At 43.5% G+C, this 22,190-nt stretch carries 23 protein-coding genes; 18 read left to right on the forward strand and 5 right to left on the reverse strand.

The window, feature by feature from the left end; translation table 11 throughout:
• From aroA to aroC, 6 genes are all read left to right on the forward strand, one after another.
• Positions 1-1,335: a 3-phosphoshikimate 1-carboxyvinyltransferase gene (gene aroA / locus ACHZC4_RS14385; RefSeq protein ID WP_394754560.1), complete on the forward strand. Its 1,335-nt coding sequence runs from the start codon at positions 1-3 to the stop codon at positions 1,333-1,335.
• A gap of 29 nt (positions 1,336-1,364) precedes the next feature.
• Positions 1,365-2,021, forward strand: a complete 657-nt coding sequence (gene cmk, locus ACHZC4_RS14390; protein WP_394754561.1) for a (d)CMP kinase — start codon at positions 1,365-1,367, stop codon at positions 2,019-2,021.
• A gap of 98 nt (positions 2,022-2,119) precedes the next feature.
• Complete coding sequence (gene rpsA / locus ACHZC4_RS14395; RefSeq protein ID WP_087142557.1) at positions 2,120-3,790, forward strand: 30S ribosomal protein S1; 1,671 nt, start codon at positions 2,120-2,122, stop codon at positions 3,788-3,790.
• A gap of 217 nt (positions 3,791-4,007) precedes the next feature.
• The gene (locus ACHZC4_RS14400) at positions 4,008-4,313 is read left to right on the forward strand and encodes an integration host factor subunit beta (RefSeq protein ID WP_087142558.1); all 306 of its coding nucleotides are present in this window, start codon (positions 4,008-4,010) and stop codon (positions 4,311-4,313) included.
• Positions 4,314-4,593: 280 nt separating this feature from the next.
• Positions 4,594-5,526, forward strand: coding sequence for a 50S ribosomal protein L3 N(5)-glutamine methyltransferase (gene prmB / locus ACHZC4_RS14405; protein ID WP_394754562.1), 933 nt, complete (start codon positions 4,594-4,596; stop codon positions 5,524-5,526).
• Entirely contained in the window at positions 5,526-6,614 is a 1,089-nt protein-coding gene (gene aroC / locus ACHZC4_RS14410; protein ID WP_394754563.1) for a chorismate synthase, read from the forward strand. The genes prmB and aroC overlap by 1 nt, the downstream gene beginning before the upstream one ends.
• 130 nt (positions 6,615-6,744) lie before the next feature.
• Here the strand turns inward: aroC and ACHZC4_RS14415 are convergent, their stop codons facing one another.
• A complete protein-coding gene (locus ACHZC4_RS14415) occupies positions 6,745-7,266 on the reverse strand; it encodes a hypothetical protein (RefSeq protein WP_394754564.1) in 522 nt (173 codons plus the stop codon).
• Positions 7,267-7,575: 309 nt separating this feature from the next.
• Here ACHZC4_RS14415 and ACHZC4_RS14420 point away from each other — a divergent pair, with 309 nt between their 5' ends.
• From ACHZC4_RS14420 to ACHZC4_RS14430, 3 genes are all read left to right on the forward strand, one after another.
• Positions 7,576-7,974: a group 1 truncated hemoglobin gene (locus tag ACHZC4_RS14420; RefSeq protein ID WP_394754565.1), complete on the forward strand. Its 399-nt coding sequence runs from the start codon at positions 7,576-7,578 to the stop codon at positions 7,972-7,974.
• A 289-nt stretch (positions 7,975-8,263) separates the two neighbouring features.
• The gene (locus tag ACHZC4_RS14425) at positions 8,264-9,304 is read left to right on the forward strand and encodes an exo-beta-1,3-glucanase (RefSeq protein ID WP_394754566.1); all 1,041 of its coding nucleotides are present in this window, start codon (positions 8,264-8,266) and stop codon (positions 9,302-9,304) included.
• Positions 9,305-9,967: 663 nt separating this feature from the next.
• Positions 9,968-11,260 (forward strand): D-alanyl-D-alanine carboxypeptidase family protein, encoded by a 1,293-nt coding sequence (locus ACHZC4_RS14430; protein ID WP_394754567.1) that lies wholly within the window; start codon positions 9,968-9,970, stop codon positions 11,258-11,260.
• 136 nt (positions 11,261-11,396) lie between these two features.
• Here the strand turns inward: ACHZC4_RS14430 and ACHZC4_RS14435 are convergent, their stop codons facing one another.
• Positions 11,397-11,900, reverse strand: a complete 504-nt coding sequence (locus tag ACHZC4_RS14435) for a hypothetical protein (RefSeq protein ID WP_394754568.1) — start codon at positions 11,898-11,900, stop codon at positions 11,397-11,399.
• Positions 11,901-12,008: 108 nt separating this feature from the next.
• Between ACHZC4_RS14435 and ACHZC4_RS14440 the strand changes: the two genes are divergently transcribed.
• On the forward strand, positions 12,009-12,557 hold the full coding sequence (locus tag ACHZC4_RS14440; protein WP_394754569.1) for a uridylate kinase: 549 nt from the start codon (positions 12,009-12,011) through the stop codon (positions 12,555-12,557).
• On the forward strand, positions 12,557-13,267 hold the full coding sequence (locus ACHZC4_RS14445; RefSeq protein ID WP_394754570.1) for a DUF2959 domain-containing protein: 711 nt from the start codon (positions 12,557-12,559) through the stop codon (positions 13,265-13,267). The genes ACHZC4_RS14440 and ACHZC4_RS14445 overlap by 1 nt, the downstream gene beginning before the upstream one ends.
• Positions 13,268-13,783: 516 nt before the next feature.
• On the opposite strand, the gene ACHZC4_RS14450 is transcribed toward ACHZC4_RS14445, so the two are convergent.
• A complete protein-coding gene (locus ACHZC4_RS14450) occupies positions 13,784-15,046 on the reverse strand; it encodes an NAD(P)/FAD-dependent oxidoreductase (RefSeq protein ID WP_394754571.1) in 1,263 nt (420 codons plus the stop codon).
• Between the two features lie 258 nt (positions 15,047-15,304).
• On the opposite strand from ACHZC4_RS14450, the gene ACHZC4_RS14455 reads away from it, so the two are divergent.
• From ACHZC4_RS14455 to ACHZC4_RS14480, 6 genes are all read left to right on the forward strand, one after another.
• On the forward strand, positions 15,305-15,514 hold the full coding sequence (locus tag ACHZC4_RS14455; RefSeq protein WP_394754572.1) for a hypothetical protein: 210 nt from the start codon (positions 15,305-15,307) through the stop codon (positions 15,512-15,514).
• Positions 15,501-16,007, forward strand: a complete 507-nt coding sequence (locus tag ACHZC4_RS14460) for an SDR family oxidoreductase (protein ID WP_394754573.1) — start codon at positions 15,501-15,503, stop codon at positions 16,005-16,007. The genes ACHZC4_RS14455 and ACHZC4_RS14460 overlap by 14 nt, the downstream gene beginning before the upstream one ends.
• A 154-nt stretch (positions 16,008-16,161) precedes the next feature.
• Complete coding sequence (locus ACHZC4_RS14465; RefSeq protein ID WP_394754574.1) at positions 16,162-16,674, forward strand: cation transporter; 513 nt, start codon at positions 16,162-16,164, stop codon at positions 16,672-16,674.
• Between the two features lie 169 nt (positions 16,675-16,843).
• Positions 16,844-17,065, forward strand: coding sequence for a hypothetical protein (locus ACHZC4_RS14470; protein ID WP_394754575.1), 222 nt, complete (start codon positions 16,844-16,846; stop codon positions 17,063-17,065).
• A 262-nt stretch (positions 17,066-17,327) separates the two neighbouring features.
• Complete coding sequence (locus tag ACHZC4_RS14475; RefSeq protein ID WP_394754576.1) at positions 17,328-18,209, forward strand: NAD(P)-dependent oxidoreductase; 882 nt, start codon at positions 17,328-17,330, stop codon at positions 18,207-18,209.
• Complete coding sequence (locus tag ACHZC4_RS14480; RefSeq protein ID WP_394754577.1) at positions 18,202-18,975, forward strand: hydroxypyruvate isomerase family protein; 774 nt, start codon at positions 18,202-18,204, stop codon at positions 18,973-18,975. Before ACHZC4_RS14475 ends, ACHZC4_RS14480 begins: the two co-directional genes overlap by 8 nt.
• 10 nt (positions 18,976-18,985) lie before the next feature.
• Here the strand turns inward: ACHZC4_RS14480 and ACHZC4_RS14485 are convergent, their stop codons facing one another.
• Together ACHZC4_RS14485 and coaD are read right to left on the reverse strand one after the other, a co-directional pair.
• Positions 18,986-19,231, reverse strand: coding sequence for a YfhL family 4Fe-4S dicluster ferredoxin (locus tag ACHZC4_RS14485; RefSeq protein WP_394754578.1), 246 nt, complete (start codon positions 19,229-19,231; stop codon positions 18,986-18,988).
• A 2-nt stretch (positions 19,232-19,233) separates the two neighbouring features.
• The gene (gene coaD / locus ACHZC4_RS14490; protein ID WP_394754579.1) at positions 19,234-19,719 is read right to left on the reverse strand and encodes a pantetheine-phosphate adenylyltransferase; all 486 of its coding nucleotides are present in this window, start codon (positions 19,717-19,719) and stop codon (positions 19,234-19,236) included.
• 370 nt (positions 19,720-20,089) lie between these two features.
• Here coaD and ACHZC4_RS14495 point away from each other — a divergent pair, with 370 nt between their 5' ends.
• Positions 20,090-22,006 carry a N,N-dimethylformamidase beta subunit family domain-containing protein gene (locus ACHZC4_RS14495; protein WP_394754580.1) on the forward strand — a complete coding sequence of 639 codons (1,917 nt, stop codon included), beginning with the start codon at positions 20,090-20,092 and terminating at the stop codon, positions 22,004-22,006.
• Positions 22,007-22,190 lie beyond the last annotated feature (184 nt).

Consider the following 22,190-nt stretch of genomic DNA (forward strand, 5'->3'; position numbering starts at 1 on the left):
ATGTCAAAATCAATAACATTTAAAATTCAACCCGGTGGCTCATTACAAGGTTCGGCGCGGGTGCCGGGCGATAAGTCCATGTCACACCGCTCCATTATGCTGGGTTCGCTGGCGGATGGCATAACTCACGTCAAAGGTTTCTTAGAAGCTGAAGATGCACTGGCCACCTTGCAGGCCTTTCGCGATATGGGGGTGACCATCGAAGGTCCGGTTAACGGTGAAGTGACCATTCACGGTGTTGGCAAGCACGGTTTGCAAGCGCCGAAAAAACCGCTGGATTTAGGCAACTCAGGTACGTCTATGCGTTTGTTGAGTGGCTTATTGGCAGGCCAAGCCTTTGATTGTGTGTTGACTGGCGATAAGTCTTTGTCAGGTCGTCCCATGAAACGCGTTACCGATCCGTTGGCAGCGATGGGCGCAGATATCAAAACCACCGAAAAAGGCACTGCACCGCTGTACATTACAGGCAGGGCAGGGCAGCTAAATGCAATTGATTACACCATGCCGATGGCTAGCGCCCAGGTGAAATCCTGCTTATTATTGGCCGGTATGTACGCGCAAGGCACAACCACAGTGACTGAGCCAGCACCGACCCGTGACCATACCGAACGCATGTTGGGTGGTTTTCAATATCCGGTCAAGCAAGACGGCAGCAAAGTGTCTATCACCGCTGATGGCAAGTTGACCGCTTGTGATATAGATGTGCCCAGCGATATTTCCTCGGCGGCGTTCTTTTTGGTGGGTGCATCGATTGCACCAGGTTCTGATCTGACTTTGCAGCATGTCGGCATTAACCCAACCCGTACCGGTGTTATCGACATACTACGCTTAATGGGCGCCAAGATTGAAGTCCTGAATGAGCGCACCGTAGGCGGCGAGCCAGTGGCGGATTTGCATGTGGTGTACAGCCCGTTAAAAGGAATTGATATACCGGAAGACCTTGTGCCATTGGCGATTGATGAATTCCCTGTGCTTTTTGTGGCAGCTGCCTGTGCAGAAGGCCAAACCCGCTTGAGCGGCGCTGAAGAATTGCGTGTGAAGGAATCTGACCGCATACAAGTGATGGCGGATGGCTTGAAAATATTGGGCGTAAATGCCGAGCCTACGCCTGATGGTATGGTGATCCAAGGCGGCGCAATTGGCGGTGGAACAGTGGTTTCTCATGGCGACCATCGTATTGCGATGGCGTTTTCTATAGCGGGATTGCGTGCCGATGCACCGATTACCGTTCTGGACTGTCTGAACGTTAATACCTCATTTCCTGAGTTTAAAGATTTGGTAAAAAATTTGGGGCTGGATTTAACGTGTCATGAAGCGTCGGCTGAATCCATTTAAAGTGGCCGTGTGAGACAAGGAAAATACTGATGACAATCCCCGTTTTAACCATAGATGGCCCAAGCGGTGCAGGTAAAGGCACGGTCAGCCGATTAGTCGCCAAACAACTGGGCTGGCATTATTTGGACAGCGGCTCTATTTACCGCTCCTTGGCGATTGCTGTGCTGCAAAAATCGGTGGATGTGAATGATGTCGCTGAAATCGTCAAGCTAGCGCAAAATCTCGCGCTGGAGTTTGACTGTGGCGAGGAGCTAACCGTTAAATTGAACGGTGAAAATATCACCGCACAACTGGGACTGGAAAGTACGGGTGCGGTAGCTTCGGTGGTGGCGGCAGTGCCGCAAGTGCGGCAGGTGTTATTGCAAAAACAAAAAGATTTTCGCCGGTTACCAGGACTGGTCGCTGATGGTCGTGACATGGGCACTGTGGTTTTCCCCGATGCGGCGTACAAAGTATTTTTGACCGCCAGTGCGGGAGAAAGAGCCGGTAGGCGATATAAACAGTTGAAAGAAAAAGGAATTGATGCTAATCTTGCACTCATAACCAATGAAATAGAAGAACGTGATCGCCGCGACAGGGAACGGGAGGCCGCCCCTTTAGCCATGGCGAGTGACGCGCTGTATATTGATTCTTCTGACATGGGCATTACTGCCGTGATTGAAGAAGTATTAAGTTTAATCCGTTAAGGATTTCTTGTGGCCGCAAGAAAATGGTTTCTTGTGGTTTTTTTTAACTTTGATAAAGAAAAGATTTGTGTCGTTTAACAAGTCTGGGAAATAAGAAGATGAGCGAAAGCTTTGCTGCATTACTAGAAGAAAGTCTGAGTAAAACCAAAATGAATCCTGGTGCCATGTTAATCGGCACAGTGATTGACATTGAAAACGATATGGTTATCGTTAGCACCCATTCTAAATCAGAAGGTGTCATTCCAAAATGGCAATTTTTGAACAATGAAGGTGAATTGGAAGTTCAGATCGGTGACGAAATTGAAGTCGCCTTGGATTTATTTGAAGACGGTTTAGGTGCAACGCTTCTTTCCCGCGACAAAGCGAAAAGAAACAAGGCTTGGTTTGAACTGGAAACCGCTTTCGAAAAACAAACCACGATTGTTGGCCGTATCAATGGCAAAGTGCGTGGTGGTTTCACGGTTGCAGTTGGCGCATTGCGTGCCTTCTTGCCGGGTTCTTTGGTTGACGTGCGTCCTATCCGCGACACCACGTTCCTGGAAAACCGTGATTTAGAATTCAAAGTCATCAAAATCGACCAAAAACGTAACAACGTCGTACTGTCTCGTCGTGCTGTGGTAGAAAAAGAATACAGCGCAGAACGTGAAGAATTGATGAAGACCCTGGAAGAAGGTGCCATCATCACCGGTATCGTTAAAAACTTGACCGATTACGGCGCGTTTATTGACCTTGGCGGCATCGATGGCTTGTTGCACATTACCGATATGGCATGGCGTCGTGTACGTCATCCGTCTGAATGTGTGGAGATTGGCCAAGAAATTAAAGTCAAGGTCATGAAATACGATAAGGAAAAGAACCGTGTTTCATTAGGCATGAAGCAAATGGGTGAAGATCCTTGGCAAAACATTGCCCGTCGTTACCCAGCGGGAACACGCGCTTTCGGTAAAGTCAACAACCTGACTGATTACGGCTGTTTCGTTGAGATTGAAGAAGGCGTGGAAGGTTTGGTTCACGTTTCTGAAATGGATTGGACTAACAAAAACGTTAACCCCTCTAAATTGGTGCAATTAGGCGACGAAGTTGAAATCATGATTTTGGAAATTGACGAAGAACGTCGTCGTATTTCTTTGGGCATGAAGCAATGTAAAACCAACCCATGGGATGAGTTTGCAGCAACACACAACAAAGGCGACAAGATCAGCGGCAAGATCAAATCGATCACTGATTTCGGTATCTTCATTGGCTTGGATGGTGGTATTGATGGTCTGGTTCACATGTCTGATATTTCTTGGGCAGATGACGGCGAAGTATCCGTCCGTGACTTCAAGAAAGGCGATGAATTAGAAACGGTGATTTTGGCGGTGGATTCTGAGCGCGAGCGTATTTCTTTGGGCATTAAGCAATTGGAACAAGACCCGTTCCAAAACTTCTTGGCCGCTAATGAAAAAGGCGCGATTGTTAAAGGCACTGTGAAAGAAGTGGATGCTAAAGGCGCAGTAATTACCTTGGCAGACAACGTGGAAGGTTACTTACGCGCCTCTGAAATTCAACGTGACCGCGTAGAAGATGCGCGTACCTTGTTGAAAGAAGGCGAAGCTGTCGAAGCTAAATTCATTGGCGTTGACAAGAAGAGCAAGACTATTTCTTTGTCCATTAAAGCCAAAGACTACGAAGAAGAAACTCACACCACCAAAGATCACAGTGTTGTGCAACAACAGCCATCAGCATCGCCTACCTTTGCTGATATCTTCAAAAAAATGGAAAAATAGTACGTTTGTCGGCGGGGACATCTTAGATGTCCCTGTTAAACGTGTATTTACTGGTTCTTCAGGTTTACATAAGTAGAAGACAGTTGTATAATTTTTTTAGTTAAGTAGGATTTACCCCGCGTTCTGTTTGTTAAATCGCAGCTTAGCTTAAGATCGATCCATCCTCTTGCCATGCTACTTTGTGCCTGCGTCATTTACTTTTTTCACAGGATACGATGTGACAAAATCTCAATTAATTGAAGCTCTTGCAAAACAACAACCCCATTTAGCAGCCAAAGATGTGGAACTGGCAGTAAAGTGCATCATTGAAAACATGAATCAAGCACTGTCTTCTGGTGAACGCATCGAAATTCGTGGCTTTGGTAGTTTTTCTTTGCATAAACGTCCACCTCGCATGGGTCGCAATCCAAAAACCGGCGAATCAGTTGAGTTGGCTGAAAAGCATGTCCCGCATTTTAAACCGGGTAAAGAGTTGCGCGATCGCGTTGACTTTTCTAGCAGCAAATATAAAATCGTCGATTAATTATTGCCGTTTGTTTTAACAGATGGCTAGTAACTTCACCTTCTTTCGCTCTGTTTGATGGCGCATTAACTATCAAAGCCGGGGCGATTGATTGGGTTCGGCTTTCTGGATCTGTATCATTTCGGGCTTTCGTTCCCCGCGTAATAAATCATTTTCATCAAGAGTGTGCTGTCTTGTGGGTAAGTGTGTCTGTCATGTATGCTTAACGCAATCGAGTCTGACCTGACAGCTATTCAGGACAATCCCCTTATTTACCGATCAGTTTTAGTGTGCATTCATTATGAATAAAACCAGTTTTGATGTGTTAACCAGCCTCTCCACCATCCGTGATTACGTGCGCTGGGGTGCCAGCCAGTTTACCCGCGCCAAGGTCAGTTTTGGCCACGGGACTTCATCGGCGCTGGATGAAGCGGCGGCGTTGGTGCTGCATACCTTGCACCAACCGTACAATTTGGCCGAGTCTTATTTTCAGTCAACGTTGACACCGGATGAGCGCCAAGAAGTGATTGCCATGATTGAACGGCGGATTAATGAGCGTGTTCCTGCCGCGTATTTAACCCAAGAGGCCATTTTTGCCGGACTGCCATTTTTTGTCGATCAGCGCGTGTTAGTGCCGCGTTCACCCATTGCCGAATTGATTGAACAGCGCTTTGCGCCGTGGGTGAATGAGGATAATGTCGAGCGCATACTGGATTTGTGTACCGGCAGTGCCTGTATTGCGATTGCCTGTGCGTATGCGTTTCCCGATGCGTTGGTCGATGGTGTGGATTTATCGCCCGATGCCTTGGCGGTAGCCGAGCAAAACGTCGCTAAACACGATATGGCGGATTTCGTTACCTTATACCATTCCGATTTGTTTAACGATCTCCCCACCAGCAAGTACGATGTCATTGTCAGCAATCCGCCTTATGTGAGTGTGGATGAATGGGAAAAATTGCCAACTGAATTTCACGCTGAGCCAGAAATGGGCTTTAAAGGCGGCGCTTCTGGCCTGGATTTGGTGATACGCATTTTGGCGGATGCGGATGAATATTTGGCAGAGCAGGGCATTTTGATTGTGGAAGTCGGCAGTAGCGCCGAAACTTTACAGAATATGTTCCCTGACGTACCGTTTTATTGGCTGAGTTTTGAGCGTGGCGGCGATGGGGTATTTTTGCTGACGGCAGAGCAGGTGCGTGAATTTCAACTCATTTTTGAAGAGGCTTTAGCGTAATGTCAGGTAATACGATAGGAAAATTATTTACCGTCACCAGTTTTGGTGAAAGCCACGGTTTAGCACTGGGTGCGATTGTGGATGGCTGTCCACCGGGCATGCCGTTGTGCGAAGAAGATTTGCAGATTGATCTGGATCGGCGTAAACCTGGCACCTCCAGACATACTACACAGCGCCGCGAAGCCGATGAAGTTAAGATTTTATCGGGTGTGTTTGAAGGCAGAACCACCGGTTGCCCAATTGGCTTGCTGATCGAAAATACCGACCAACGTTCCAAAGATTACACTAATATCGCCGAAAGTTTTAGGCCCGGCCATGCCGATTATACTTACCAGCATAAATACGGTTTTCGGGATTACCGTGGCGGTGGGCGCTCGTCTGCACGGGAAACCGCGATGCGGGTGGCAGCGGGGGCAATCGCCAAAAAGTATCTTAAACACATCGCTGGCATAGAAGTGCGTGGGTATTTGTCGCAGTTAGGGCCGATTACGATTGACAAAATTGATTGGGATGAAGTCGGCAATAATCCATTTTTTTGCCCTGATGTGGATAAAGTCGCCGAAATGGAACGCTATATGGATGCGTTGCGTAAAGAAGGTGAATCCATCGGTGCGCGGATTGTGGTGGTGGCCAGCAATGTGCCGCCAGGTTTGGGCGAACCGATTTTTGACCGTCTGGATGCCGATATTGCCCACGCCATGATGAGTATTAACGCAGTAAAGGGCGTGGAAATTGGCGATGGGTTTGACTGCGTCAACACTAAGGGCACTCAATTTCGTGATGAAATCACCCCTGAAGGTTTTTTAAGTAACCATGCCGGTGGTATTTTGGGAGGTATTTCCAGTGGCCAGAATATTGTGGCCAGCATTGCTTTAAAGCCAACGTCTAGCTTGCATTTGCCTGGGCGTAGCATCAATATTCGTGGCGAGGAAATTGAAGTGGTCACCAAAGGCCGTCATGACCCGTGTGTCGGCATACGCGCCACACCGATTGCTGAAGCGATGCTGGCGATTGTGTTGATGGATCATTTGTTGCGGCATCGGGGGCAGAATGCTGGGGTGGATTCTGGGTTGCCGGTTTTACGGTAAGCGTGCTGTTTTAAATGATTGCCATAAAGAGTAGAGACGCAAAATTTGCGTCTCTACTCTACAATGACTTTGAAAAATAACACTCAGGCAGAAAAGTTTTCAGAGCTCCATGCTCTGGAAATTAGTGACTCTATTTTGGTGAAACAGGGCAGGGTTGAAACTCACAGAATGGCCCTGTGCGGCCAACGCCAGTTCCATCCGGACAGATTTTAAGTTCTAAAGTGCAAGCCACCTGTCCCTCGATAGGGCAATTTATAGCAGGTGTCACATTATAAAAGCTACCGGATTTTGTCTTAATCGTTCTCAAATCTTGAATAAACGTGTTAAATTTCCCCTGTGTTGCACTAAATCCTGCATTGGCACACGCTGTCAAGCCGCCTTCTTTAGGGATAGCGCCCGCTTTGGGGCTATAAACAGTGAAGGTATCCACTGCGCCACTGGCAATACCGTAACCGACAACTTGGCGCACAGCACGCAAAGCAGCGCCATCTAGCATGCCGCCCATACTTCCTATGCTAATATTAACCGCGCGGTTTTGAGGCTTCACCACTGGTGTAGGTGTAGGGCTTATTAAAACTGGACTTTCAGCCAACACTGGCACAGTAGTTGATAATAAACTTCCTATCAAAACCCAACGCACTAATTTTTCCATTACAGTCTCCTTAATAAATAACAAATTTATTTTTAGTGTACCCAATTAACACCATAGCGAAAGACAGCTATGCGTTTGGTACTCCATGAATGCCAAAAAATAATGGCCGCACACACAACTATAGCAGGCTGTTGAATATTTTTTAGAGCTAATGGGCTTAGATTTTACAGTGAATTTACAAGATAGCCCTTGGTTACTGGATTTTTTCTCATAAATTTAGCACGACGCGTGTATCTTGTTATAAACTGTTTTTGAGTAAACTTGTTGACTCAATACACTATAAAAATTATAAAACATAGGATATAAATCATGAGCGAAACAGAAGAAAACACAGCAATTGCACCTGCGCCCTTATTTGAAAGAATTGGTGGTGAAGCGGCGGTAAATGCCGCGGTTGATGTTTTTTACCGTAAAGTACTGGAAGATTATCGTATCAAACGTTTTTTTGATAATACCGACATGGACAAGCTTATCGCTAAACAACAAGCTTTTTTTACCATGGCTTTTGGCGGCCCCAATAATTACACTGGCACTGATATGCGTAACGCGCATGCACGTTTTGTCAAAATGGGTTTGGGAAATATGCAATTTGATGCGGTTATAGAAAATTTGACAGCAACCTTGACTGACCTAAACGTTCCTGCCGAATTAATTGGTGAAGTCACTGCAATTGCAGAAGGTGCACGCGCTGATGTTTTAGGGAAATAGACCACCTGGCTTTAGCCAAAAAAATCAAGCCTAAGCCGTTCATGGCGAGCAATTCATCATGAACGGTTAAAAATCACGGCCATGGTTTCAATCTTTTATTTTGATTGTTAAAAGCCGATACGCTACAATTGAGACAACTGTTAAAAATTCAATCATCTATTTTAATCAACAAATTACCCGCTAAAGTTAAGGTTATATCTTCAAAGTTCTTGCTATAAACTCTGTCATTCGATATAAAAATTCGCTTATCCTAAGTCCCCAGCATTGTTTGTTTTTTAAAGAGGTTTTTGTGAAACATTTTTTGTTAATTTTAATTGCTATTAGCGCATTAATCGATTGCCATGCTGCCTTTGCCCGCAAATCGGCAAAGCACCACCAACCAGCAGCGGTTAGCCACAAAAATGATAACAAAGCTTTGCAGTGTGCAGCCTTTAGCCCCTACGTCGGCAAGCTGAGCCCGGATTACGGTACACCGCCTACCAAGGAATTAATCAATGAATTGTTGGATAAATTGATTGAGCAAACGCCGTTCCGCTGCATTATGACTTACGGTGTACTGAATGGCTTAGATGCTATTTTTGCCAGTGCAGAAGCCAGAAAAATCAAGGTTATTGCTATTTTATGGATTGATAAAGACAGTGACGTCAATTCGCAATCCATCAGTAAAGGTATTGAAGTCGCCAAGGCTTATCCCAACACGATTATAAAACTCAGTTGCGGCTCGGAAGTACGAACCCGTCATGGTAATAAATTTGACGGTGAAATTAGCCGTTGTATCGACAGTCTACATAAAGCCGGTGTTAAGCAACCAGTGACTACGATAGATATCTGGTGGGAATGGTGTAACCGTTCTACGCCGTGCCAGCAAAACAGTTTTACAAATTCTGTAGACTGGATAGGAACTAATATTTTCCCGTGGTGGGAAAACAAAAATTCGGCATTATTTCCTTGTGTGCCTGCCGAAAAAGCGGCTGATTTTCATATCGCACGGTTGGAAGAGATTCGTAAAACGTATCCTAAAAAAGACGTTATTGTCACTGAATTTGGCTGGCCGAATGCACCTGATGGTGGCACAGAAACCAATACCCATACCGGCCAACATTGTGGTGTATCGAACAGTAATAATCAAAAAATGGTGGTACAAGATACTTTTAAAAAATTGGCGGAACGAAACTGGTCCGGCGTAGTGTTTGAAGCGTTCTCAGAAAATTGGAAACCCAGTAATGAAGGCGACTTTGGCGGTTCTTGGGGAATTTGCCGTGGTGCGTGGCCTTATGGTTGCATGGATGGCTTAATGAAAAGCGGCTCAGAAAAAACACTGAAAAAGTAGCGAAAAGCCTTGCTAATTAACGGCATATCATAACTAGCTCTAAGTGTTGATTATATTCTTATGCTACTTAGCATGATAGTGAGCTAAAGCAGACGTTTTTGGTTGAAGTCGCTTGTTTGTCGTACAGTTGTCAAAATAAAATACAATGATGTGTGGCGGAATTTATAATCAATAGGTAAATAGATTATTAAACCCTGCATAATCAAAGCTCATATTAAAGATATAATTTAATGGCTTGTAAAATATTTTTCATTCATCATTTGTTAATGTTGCTTGATCTATACTTGGAGAGAGTAAAGTTTCGCGAACATTTTCTACCATAACCGAAAGATTTACAGCTATATTGTCGGATTTAGTTACACCTTTATAAGGTAGCATCGGCTGCCTTCATTAAAAGTAAAAAAATAAAATTATATTTGCTTTTTTTACTATATTTATTAGATGCTTAATAAATAAAATAATTTGTCTTAATAAAATTGTTTTGAATTTTCAAGTTGGCGTGTAATTTGCTGCAATATTTTAAGAATAAATCTTAAAAAGCAATTACTTGTAAAATACGAAAAAATTATTGATCCAAAATATTTCTTATATTCTTTTAAGCTTAAACGGATAGAAATCCATATAACTCCTTGTAACAACTGTTTTTTTGAGACAAACACTTAAATGACTACTGTAAAACCACTGCACCGCTTTCTTGTCCCTTTATGCTTGCTTTTAGCACCAGACCTTAGCTACGCGCGCTACGCTGCCATTGTGGTTGATGCCAACACCGGTAACGTAATGCAGCAGGTCAATTCCAATCAAGCCTGGTATCCGGCATCGCTAACCAAAGTAATGACACTTTATATGGCTTTTGATGCCTTAAAAACAGGTCGACTGCATTTAAGCGACATGATGACCATCTCCAGCCATGCTGCCCAGCAAAAACCCAGTAAACTCGGTCTTAGAGCTTGGGATAGAATCAGTGTTGAAGATGCCATCCTTGCCGTTATTACCCGTTCGGCGAATGATGCGGCGGTTGTGCTGGCTGAAGAAATAGGCGGTAGTGAAGACCGCTTTGCGGCCAAAATGACGCATCAGGCGCATGAGTTGAACATGAGCAATTCTAACTTTATGAATGCCACTGGCCTACCTAACGACAGGCAAGTGACTACAGCCCATGATATGGCTGTAATTGCCTGGCACGTACAACATGATTTCCCTGAATATTACCGCCTATTTTCTACGCACAGTTTTTATTACAATGGGAGAGAATACCGCAGCACCAACAAGTTTGTGGCTTCTTACCCCGGTGCAGAAGGCATGAAAACCGGTTATACCTGTGGTTCCGGGCATAATTTAATTGCGACTGCCCAGCAAAATGGCCGCCGTTTAATAGGCGTGGTACTGGGCGGTATGACCAGCGGCGAGCGCTACGATTTAATGTACGATTTGATGGATACCGGCTTTGCCCAATCTTCGGGTTATGGTAGCCAAACGCATATCAAAACCATGCCTACAGGTTACGCGGGCGCGCCGCCGTATCAATTGGGTTGTGGTAACAAACCAGAAGCTACCTACGTGTATAAAAGTGCTCCGGCAAAAGAATGGTCACCTAAAGCCACCAGCGTTTTGGCTCATCAAACCGTGGTTAGAAAAAGTCATATTTTAACAACCTCTGTCAGTCGTAATCCACAAGAATGGTCGGTGGATTTAGGTGCATTCGTTACCCAGACTGCGGCAGAAAGTACCAATAGAAAAGCAAGCCTACAGTTGGCGCAAACACTAAGCCCTGCGCGTCCTGTGGTGGTTAAGCACCAGATGTTCAACCAGGAATCGCGTTGGCATGCCTTGTGGACTGGATTTGATTCCATTTATGCCGCGGGCGATGCCTGCAAAGCGTTGTGGCAAAAAAACGTTCAATGTACGGTCAGCCGTCCAGAAAGCTCTATTACCCAGCGCACTGCATCACGCTAAGTCCGTTTCGGGCAATAATCTAACAGGTGTAGCCGTTTGTTAATTTTATCGAAAGGTACGTAGTTCATAGTTCGATAAACTCATTACAAACGGCTTTTTAAAAGTGTTCGGCCTTCAGAATAGCCCGTCTCGTAACTCAAGTCTCGCGTTGTACGCATCCAGACAGCGCGAATCGGAGGACTAACAAAGTCATCGCTACAGGATATTGTAAAAAATGCTCCAGTAAACCAAGACTTATCAGTAGATACAGCATAATTAGCCAGGGTTGCATCATAGGGTGCTGCGCAAATTTTTGCACATAGGTAAACGATTGCTCGTCAATTCTATCTCTGTGTCCTACAAAAAATACCCACACGAAAGCGGTAATGACAATAAAATATACCGGAAAGAAAAAAAACATCGGTGCATCCGCCACAAATAATGGCTTCCAGTAAGAGAACCACGCCACTAACATAAGGCTTGCAAAAAGATCAAACCACATAAGGTCTTTTAATTTTTTGCACAGTGTGCCAAGCATAATAAGCGCCGCTAAACCTACTGCCGTATAAGTCAGCCACGGCGCTATAAGCAGATGTTGAATAGGATGTTCACTTTGGACCAGAAAACTGAAGATGAGGCACAAAACAATAAATAATGGCATGATGGGCGCTAAAAGTAAGTAGGTTAAAAAATGACACTAAATGTTTATATACCAGAGCATAGCACTGTACACAAATTCTATCCCTGTTTATGATTTTTGGTATTAACAATGCTAGTTATCAAATTAGGCGGGAGCTTAGCTGAATCCGGCACGTTACTTCAGTGTCTGGACAAGATTGAAAGCCGCTACCAAAACACAGCTACCGTTATTGTTCCAGGGGGTGGCAGCTTTGCAGAGCAAGTCAGAGTAGCGCAAAAGCACTGGCAGTTTGACGACAAAACGGCTCATCACATGGCCATTTTAGCCATGCAGCAAATGGCCTTATTGTTTAAAGGTCTTAATGGCAGACTTGTTATTGCTCATAAAGTTGCGGATATTCAAAATTTTGGCCAGCGTATTATTATCTGGTCTCCAGATATTGTTGAACTTGATAATGCCGACATCAAAGCCAGTTGGGATATCACCTCAGATAGCCTTGCGGCATGGTTGGCACATAAACTAACGGCAAAAGAATTGGTTCTTATAAAATCCGTAGCTATCGATACAGCGCTAAGTTTATCTGAACTCGCTGAGCTAACTATTGTCGATAATGCGTTTTGCCTTTTTACCCAACACGCACCGTTTAAAATAAACATTTTTAATGCACATACATTCTAATGGCTGACAATAATCCTCCAATCGATCTACTGCAAAAAATATTCACCTTAATTACACCTTTTTTTTCAAAAAAATTCAAAAATGCTTATTACACTGCCAAAGAATCCATAGGCGAACACAAGCGCGATATTATGGTGCGCGAAGTGGAGCAGGTTTGCGTGGACTTACAACATACCCGAGATGAATTTGAAGATGCGTTAACGCGGTTTAAAAACGTAGTCAGTGTTAACGAGACTCCATTGGAGCAGCGTTACAATTTGCTTAACCGCCAATATCAATTTTGTCGGTCTAAATCAGATGTGGTTAGCAACCGTATTAAAGCCATAGAAGGCGTGAGTGAAGCGCTGTTTTTGGAATGGGAAAATGAACTTAATGATTACAGTAGCCGTAGTCTGCGTTTTAGTAGCAAGCAGCAATTAAGACTGGCGCGACAAAATTATACCCGTTTGATGAAAGCCATGCGGCTGGCAGAAAGTAAAATTCATCCGGTGTTAGCAGCGTTTAAAGACCAGGTGTTATATCTTAAACATAATCTTAACGCCCAGGCGATTTCGGCTTTACATCATGAATTTAAGGTTATCAGTATTGATATTTCGCAATTAATACTGGCCATGGAGCATACTATCGCAGAAGCCAGTTTGTTTGTTTCAAGTTTGGTGGGCAGACAAATTAGCGATCAAAAAAAGGCGCTGCCGAGGCCGGAGCGTTGATTTTATTAACAATGCTAATTTTTCTGTAAATGCTATTTTATGATTAATTTAGCTACTAATAAATCACAGTGGCTAACAGATTTGTTGAGGTTTCTAATTTACCCTAGCTAGAAGGTTGCTCGGTTATCCCACGGCATTGCTGTGGGATTTCCTGTTTTGATTAAACTTTTAGGCTACCTTATTTTCCAGCCGACACTTTATATTTGGAGGTCGGGCTCTCCTTGACAATTAGGCAAAGCCTGACCTCCGTTTAGGCATGCCCTGTGTTTCCGTTATTGCTGCAACCCAACTTACCGATCATTTTTTTTAAAATCAAAATGCCCATGAGTTTTGCCAAGAAATAAAGGGAGCTAAAAAATTATCTTAAAAATAATACGACATAAAATATCAACTGTATTGATTAGTCAATAATGACAATTTTTACAGTCAGTTAGATTGCAAAATAAAATTGCACTTAAATTTAGATAAATTCGTAAAATTTTTTAAATAGGAGATTATCAAAACGCTAAATAACCCCTAAAGGAAATAGTTATTATCGGTATCAGTCGTCCAAAATTGTTCCATGGCTTTATCCTGAAACCGGCCTATAGAAAACTCGCTGATATCAATATCAGGGTATTGAGTAGAGCCTTTAGTTACCAGATCGGCAATGAGTTCACCAAACACCGGAGCATACTTTAATGCTTGGCCAGCACCCAAGCAGTGAAACAAATTGTTCACCTGTGCATCTTTGCCCAATATAAATTTAAGATCGGGGGTTATATCAAAAAATGATTGGTAGCCTCCCGCATAAATTGCTTTGCTAAGCTTGGGAAAACGGTTTTCTACTTTTTTTAAATAATGATCCAGCTTTTGAGGGTTAACGCTAAAATTTAAGGCATCATAAATGACATTAGCTCCTTCAGGATTCATCAAGGCCCGGCTAAAGGAGCGGGCAATCTCTTTGCCTGATCGGGATCTGGGTTGATGCATATGCAAAATACTGCCTAGCCATCGACGGAAATAAGCCCCGTTAACGAAATCGGCAATGATAGGTAATGACTCAGGAACCTCTTGGAAGCTCACTAAAAAATTTGCCACATAAACAGGCTCAAGTGCCACCGGGATGTGAATGTCAATCGTGGCAAATAAATCCGAGCTCCAGCCACCCGCAGCGTTAACAATATTCTTGCAGCTTATCTTGCCTTGGTTTGTATGCACGCCCACAATATTGCCGTGGCTGTCACGTTCAAAATCGTAAACCTCACAATGTTCTATGATTTCGACCCCATTAATTCTAGCCGCATTCTGCAATGCGTTCAGAATCTCCGAAGAGTTCAACTGTAAAACATCCGGCTCATAAAAGTACATTTCATCGTGATCAACCCTGATTGCGCCATTGCACAAATCAGTGGCTTCATTTTTAGAAATCCTTTGTAAGGCGATGTTTTCTTTCTGCATCGTACGCTCAAGAAGTTGCCATTTATTAGTAGCACTGGTTAGCGAGTTTTCAGTAATCCAGATTGCTCCGGGCCGTTCAAAGGGAATATCAACACCCCAAATTGTTTTTAATGATTTCCATTGTTCGGTCGCTATTTTTGCCATTCTGGCAGCCATTGGAGATGCATTTGCAGATCGAACAATCGCGCTATGCCGTGAGCTTAAGCCAGCGGCCAATACTTTTTTCTCGATAATCGCAACTTTATTTTGCTGTCTTCCCAGTTGTCGGCTAATTGAAAAGGCACAGGCGCAACCAAGACATCCACCTCCAATTACCAGGGTATTGAATTCTTTTGGCATCATTAATCCTTATAAAAAATAATGGTCAACTGGAATTATTAGGGTAAATACACTCTAACTGCAAATCATTTTTATCTAAATTGAACAGGCCACGTTATTGCGGTTCATGCTATACCGTGTGCCCTAAACAAGGAAAAAGTCAAGACAGCTTACCTATGGTTGACTACAGTTTGAGTAATAATCAATATTCTAGCCAGCACAAAAATGGCAAACAAGCAGCTTACTCATTTACAATGCATCTTTATAAAGGTAAAAAAAATGGCACATTGTTTAATCATCGCAGCTAGCAGCGGTATCGGACAAGCAACCACTGAAATGTTAAGATTTGCAGGCCACAGTGTATTTACCACCGCGCGTGACACTTCAAAAATTAACCCCGACGCAATCTTGGATGCCACCGATTTTTATGCGGTAGAAAGTATCTTCCATCAAGCGGGGGGGGGGGCTGGACGGTGTGGTCAATTTTAGCGGTTCATTACTATTAAAATCAGCACACCTGACTACCAAGCAGCAGTATCAAAGCGTGATTGACGCTTCGCTGACCACCGCGTTTGCAACTGTGCGGGCAGCCGGAAAAAACATGAACAAAGGCGGCTCTGTTGTGTTAGTGTCTTCAGCTGCCGCTATGGCCGGGTTTGCCAATCATGAAGTAATTACTGCGGCAAAAGCTGGCATCATCGGACTTACACTTTCCGCAGCAGCAACTTACGCATCATGTAATATTCGCTTTAATGCAGTTGCACCCGGTTTAACTCAAACGCCGCTCACGTTGTCACTTACCAGTAATGATGCCGCACGAAAATACTCCGAGGAAATGCGCGCTCTAGGGCGGCTAGGCGAACCAAAAGATGTCGCTCGGACAATTGTGTTCTTGCTCGATCCTGCTAATGATTGGATTACTGGCCAAATATGGGCCGTGGACGGTGGGCTGTCGCATATCAGACCCAAAATGAGGTTATAAACCTGTTAGCGATTAATTATCACGATTATAATGAATCCCTCAGAATGATTTTGTTTTGGAAGCAAGTATTTGACTTTTTCTAGAAAAGCCTTAAATTTTAATGTGAATTAAAATGAAGATAAAGTTGTATTTATAGTTACTTGGAGAAACCGTAATGAGTTTAATATTAAGAGCTTTTATTTTGCTTATTTTTTATCTTTTTTCTAACGCTACGTTTGCTGTTACTAAAGTTACTCTTAGCAATCTTCATATGTGTTGTGTGACTTGCCAAGAAGCTATAGAGCATGCAGTTCTGGGAGTAAAAGGAGCCACCGTCAACGTTGACCGCGATGCCAAAACCGCTACCATCTCTGGTAGTGACGACAATGTTGCACAACAAGCAGTAGATGCTATTGCTTTGGCGGGTTTCTACGGTAAAAGCGACAATGATAAAATTGCAATGAAAGCTACGGTACTCGATGAAAAATCGTCAAATACTGAAATTGTTGGATTTCATAATTGCTGTGGAGGATGCTCATCCTCTATAGAAGATGCTGTTAAACAGATTGATGGCGTCAAATCAGTTACTGTCAGCGATAAGTCATGTCTTGTGAAAGGCAACTATAATGTAGCTTCTGTACTAAAAGTTATGAACAACGCGGGATTTTTTGCCTCGGTAAAAAAATAATCCTGTACAACATTCTTGAACTTTTAAAGCACCTTCCATTTGTAGCGCTTGGCGACGTGCTAATGTCCGCGCTTGGGCTTTTGGGTGCTTGGGTGGAAACGGTTGGTTTTAACGCCACCACGGTGTCTTTTTCAATGGGCTGGCTGCTTGTGGGTACTGGGAGCCGCCGGTGCTACTTTCAAAGCCGCCCGGTTTAAGGCCTGAATCAATCCATGTAGAAGTTGATGCGGATCAAATTCCACGGTTACACGGGTTGATTGAAGTTTTAAACCTAGCGGCTATGAAGGCCGCACAAGTGTTTCCAATTGCCGATAGCAGTCGGCTTATTGAAAAACATTGTGGTAGAGCTAGAGTCAATTTCCCCTCAATCCAGTACATTAGCTTTAGCTGATCAATTTGTGAATAAGACTACCGAAATGGAAAATTCACTAGAGCCGGAAACGCTTGATGCTGAGGTGGATCTTTTCGATTTTGATTTGTTCGAGCATTCTTTAAAATCTTTGAATGACTTCTTTGAATGACTATTGATAGCGGAATTGGATAAGCCTTAACCAGCCAGTAAAATGCAGGCATAGTGTTTTTTGCGATTTGGCATATCCCGACTTAAATAAGCAATCCCTTAAAGACCTTTTTAGATAAGTTTAAGATTACCCATGGAAACAAACCCTACACTCGGTTTTATCGGTATCGGCTTAATGGGTAAGCCGATGGTATTGCGCCTACTAAACGCAGGCTTTAACGTTAATGTCTGGAATCGCAGCTCGGAAAAATTAACCTCAGTGCTTGATGCCGGTGCTCATGCCTGTAACACTATTAGCGAACTGACGACAACATCAGACGTGATACTGCTGTGCTTAGCCGACACGGCAGCTGTTGAAAATGTAGTGCATCAAGGTTTAATGAGTTCCGGTAGCTCAGACAAATTACTCATAGATTTATCCAGCATTCATCCCGAAACCACAAAGCGTTTGGCTCAACAGTTACATGAAAACTGTGGCATGGGCTGGGTCGATGCGCCGGTATCCGGTGGCGTAAGTGGTGCTGAGCAGGGCAATCTTGCCATCATGGCGGGCGGTAGTGATGATAACATTGCTGTTGCACGTATCGTGCTAGCGCCGTTGTATAGCCAACTAACCCATATGGGCGCTGTGGGCAGCGGTCAAGTGACTAAAATATGTAACCAAATGATTGTCAGTTGCAATGTGCTGGTGATTGCCGAAATGATGGCATTAGCACAACAAGCCGGTGTCGATGCCGAAAAAATTCCTCAGGCTTTAGCGGGTGGTTTTGCTGATTCCAAACCGTTACAAATTGTCGGCCCGCAAATGGCGACAAATTCCTTTGAACCTATCAAATGGCGCGTTAAAATCCTATTAAAAGATTTGAATATGGCGGTTGATATAGCCCAGCAACACGGCAACAGCATTCCTATGTCGGGTTTGGCGGCACAACTGCTGCAATTACACGGACTTAATGGTTATCTGGAACAAGACCCCGCCACGTTAATCAACTTGTTTAAGCAACCCGATGCTTAAATTTACCGGCAACCTCAGCGTATTGTTTACCGAAGTCCCTGTGCTTGAACGTTTTAAACTGGCAAAACGGCATGGCTTTACAGCTGTGGAAATCCAATTTCCCTATAGTTTAAGCCCTGAAATTTTGCGTAAAGCTTTAGAAGAAAACGAATTGAAGTTAGTGTTATTTAACATCGATGCCGATGATTTATTGCAAGGCGGCGAAGGCCTTGCCTGTGTACCCGAAAAGCGTCAGCAATTTCAACACGCCGTAACCCAGGCGATTGCGTATGCTAAGGTTTTAAAACCCGAACTGATTAATGTCTTGCCTGGGCGTTGTTTGACCCCACAACGGCATCAAGAATATTTGAACACCTTCAAAAAAAACCTGATTTTTGCCGCGCAAGCCTTTGCGCCACTGGGCATTAAAACCGTCTTTGAAGCTATCAACACTCATGATATGCCGGGCTTTATAATTCACAGTGGCGAACAGATGTGCGCTGTTCTTGATGAACTCAAACAGCCCAATCTGTTCATGCAATACGATATTTATCACATGAGCAAAATGGGTGAAGAGGTTAGCCGGTTTATTGTTGATTACAGCGATAAAATTGGCCATATCCAGTTTGCCGATTGCCCTGGACGTGGCCAGCCTGGCACAGGCGATATTAACTTTGAACAGGTTTTTGCAACGATTGCCGCATCTGCCTACTCAGGTTGGGTCGGTGCTGAATATAAGCCTGTAGGTACTACGGTTGACAGTTTGCAATGGTTTAATTCTAAATAAACCCCCAGGCTTATTGCGTTAATGCGACATATTTTTCATACAAACTGGCCTGGTTTTCTACATGCTGTGGATCTTTGGTAATGCAATCGACAGGGCACACTTCTACACACTGCGGTAAATCATAATGGCCTACGCATTCGGTACATAAGGCGGGATTAATTACATAAATGTCTTCACCCTGAGAAATGGCACCATTGGGGCATTCGGGTTCACACACATCACAATTAATACATTCATCATAAATAATAAGGGACACACTTACTCCTGATTAAATTTTGCGTGTAACTGTTGTTGCACAATTTTTGGAACAAAACGCGAAACATCCCCTTTATAACGTGCAATCTCACGGATCATGCTGGAAGAAATAAAAGTATGCTGTTCGCTAGGCATTAAAAATACCGTTTCTAAATCCGGTGCCAAATGACGGTTTAAGCTTGCCATCTGCCATTCATATTCAAAATCCGCTACTGTGCGCATGCCCCGTAAAACAACCTGGGCACCTTGTTGTTTTGCGCACTCTGCCAATAAACCCTCAAAACCGATTACCTCAACATGGTCATACGCTTTAGTAACTTCCGTAGCTAAGCTCAGTCTTTCTTCAAAAGAAAACAGAGGATTTTTCCCCACATTGTTGGCAATTGCGACCACTACTCTGGGATAAAGTTTCGATGCTCTAATGATCAAATCAAGATGGCCATTGGTGATGGGATCAAAAGTGCCAGGGTAAAGCGCGGTAATATTCATACAATTGCGGTTTTTAAATGACATTAAAAAATGTGTAGGTATTATAACGCACCGCCTCTATAGAGTAGTTTTAAAAGCACCTGATTCATAAACTAACAGCTTAACTACACAATACTATAGGTACTTATACGTATTGCTGTGGCCACATATTTATATATACTAAAATCTGATAAAACTATATCTAAGTTGCTATTTTAATTTACAGCTTGATAAATAATGCTACTAATATGTAATGGTTTAATAATGGATAATCAACTTTTAAGCAAGTTCTGTAAGAATGTCAATAATATTTAACGTCTTAATTTAGCCCACTCTTTCCAGAGGACTATGGAAAGGAACTTTTTATAACTTAAAACTTAGGAGTGCTCTAATGATTAATTTGCTACAGGCATTACGCTTTACCAGCCATTCCCAGAAAGTTTTGGCGATAAAGCGTAGGTTGAAACTTTTGACTGCATTGCCAACGCGTTTTACTAAACTAGCACCTAGGCTTCTCGGTTTTGTGTGTTTATTAGCCATAAACACACACGCGTTAGCGCTCAACCGTATTCAAACCGAAAATGCGCTGCCTGGTACCTCAGAGTGGTACGAACTTTATGTGCTGGGATCCAATCCCGGCGACAATATACATGAAATAGAAGGCTATGCAGATAAAGATTCAGTTAATGTTGGTCAGTCTATTAATTTATACGTGAGTGCTATTCCAAGTCTCAACCCTCAATATACTATAAATGTATACCGATTAGGCTGGTATGGCGGTCTGGGAGCTAGGAAGGTTAATGCCTCACCTTTACGAAACAGCATCCAACAAGTCTTGCCTACACCTAACGCCACCACGGGTTTGATACAAGCTAATTGGACTAGTCCTTACACTCTCGCCATACCCAGCACATGGGCCAGCGGTATTTATATTGCCAGTCTTACCGGAGTCTGGACAGGCCATACCCAATACATTCCTTTTGTGGTTAGGGATGATAACCGCACCTCCGATTATCTGTTTCAGACCAGCACCACTACGTGGCAAGCTTATAACGCCTGGGGCGGCAAATCATTGTATGGCTTCAATTCCACTAATAATGCACCTGCACGTAAAGTTTCTTTTAATCGACCCTACGATTCGGGTGGTGGTTTAGGTGCATTAACGGCATGGGATATCAATATGCTCAATTTTATGGAGCTTCAAGGTTACGATGTCACTTATCAAACTGATGTTGATACCCATGCGAGGAATGGGCTTTTAAATCATAAGGCTGTATTGTCTGTAGGGCATGATGAATACTGGACCAAAGCCATGCGTGATAATTTTGAAAATGCCAGGGCTCGTGGAGTCAGCCTTGGGTTTTTCGGTGCTAACGATGCTTATTGGCAAATTAGAATGGAAAATGCCGTCGCTCCGCTTACCACACTACAAAATCGCACTATTGTCGGCTACAAAGATTTTGCAGCCGCAGAAGATCCTTTGGCTATTGATGCCAATGTCACTAATAACAATTTGGTTACTTCTCGATGGAGGAATCCTGACTATGCTAACCGGCCTGAAAATGCATTAATCGGTGTTATGTACGCATTTGGGCCGAAAGGCAATTTTGAACTTAATAGTGATATTCTGGCATCCAAAAATGACCCATGGCAAACCCTTGTCAATGCAAACTGGATTTATACAGCCAGCGGTACGCTTATAGGATCATTGGAGACAGGAGTCTTTCAAGGTTTTTTAGGTTATGAGGCTGACAGAGTGTTCGACAACGGTTTTACACCCTCAAGCCTTGAGACTATAGCAGCATCACCAGTCCCGCTCGGTGTGGTTGATCATGATAGCCCGCTATCCACCAATTATAATCCCGCCGCACCGAAATCGCATGCTACTGTTTATACTCAGCCCTGTACAATTACACCTTGCAAAAATAGTGTCTCAACCGTTTTTGCAGCCGGAAGCTTACAATGGGTCTGGGGATTAGATACTGCTTTTAGAGATGAAAGCGTGTCCCAAAACTGGTTTGTACAAAATGCTACCATTAATGCTTTAGCTAGAATGATAAGTGCCCCATTGCCCGCTACAATCGGTACCTTGGCATCCATACGAGCAAATATAACCTCGGCTCTGAATGCCCGGGACAATCTTTCCAATAGCGTAAAAAAGGATAACCCGTTATTGAGGCTTGTAAAAAACGAGCATAAAGCTGATAAACAAAAAGTGAATCGAAATGAAGCTAAACATCAGAATAAGAATGACGTCAAAAGAGAGAATGAAGTTAAAGGCAATGGTCACATTAAAAAAATAGATTAATTTTGTGCCCATCCATCTTCTAGTCGCCTATAAAAATCGTTAATTATTTAGCGTTGTATGGCCTAAAACCATACAACGTTTTTTAATAACTGATGTTACGCAGCCCCCAGCAAATAAGCGTATCATTTCCGTATGGAAAAAATAAACACGAGTTATACACGGACTACCTGATATGCAATAGCGG

The organism is Crenothrix sp. (genome assembly GCF_043729335.1).
Lineage (GTDB): Bacteria > Pseudomonadota > Gammaproteobacteria > Methylococcales > Methylomonadaceae > Crenothrix.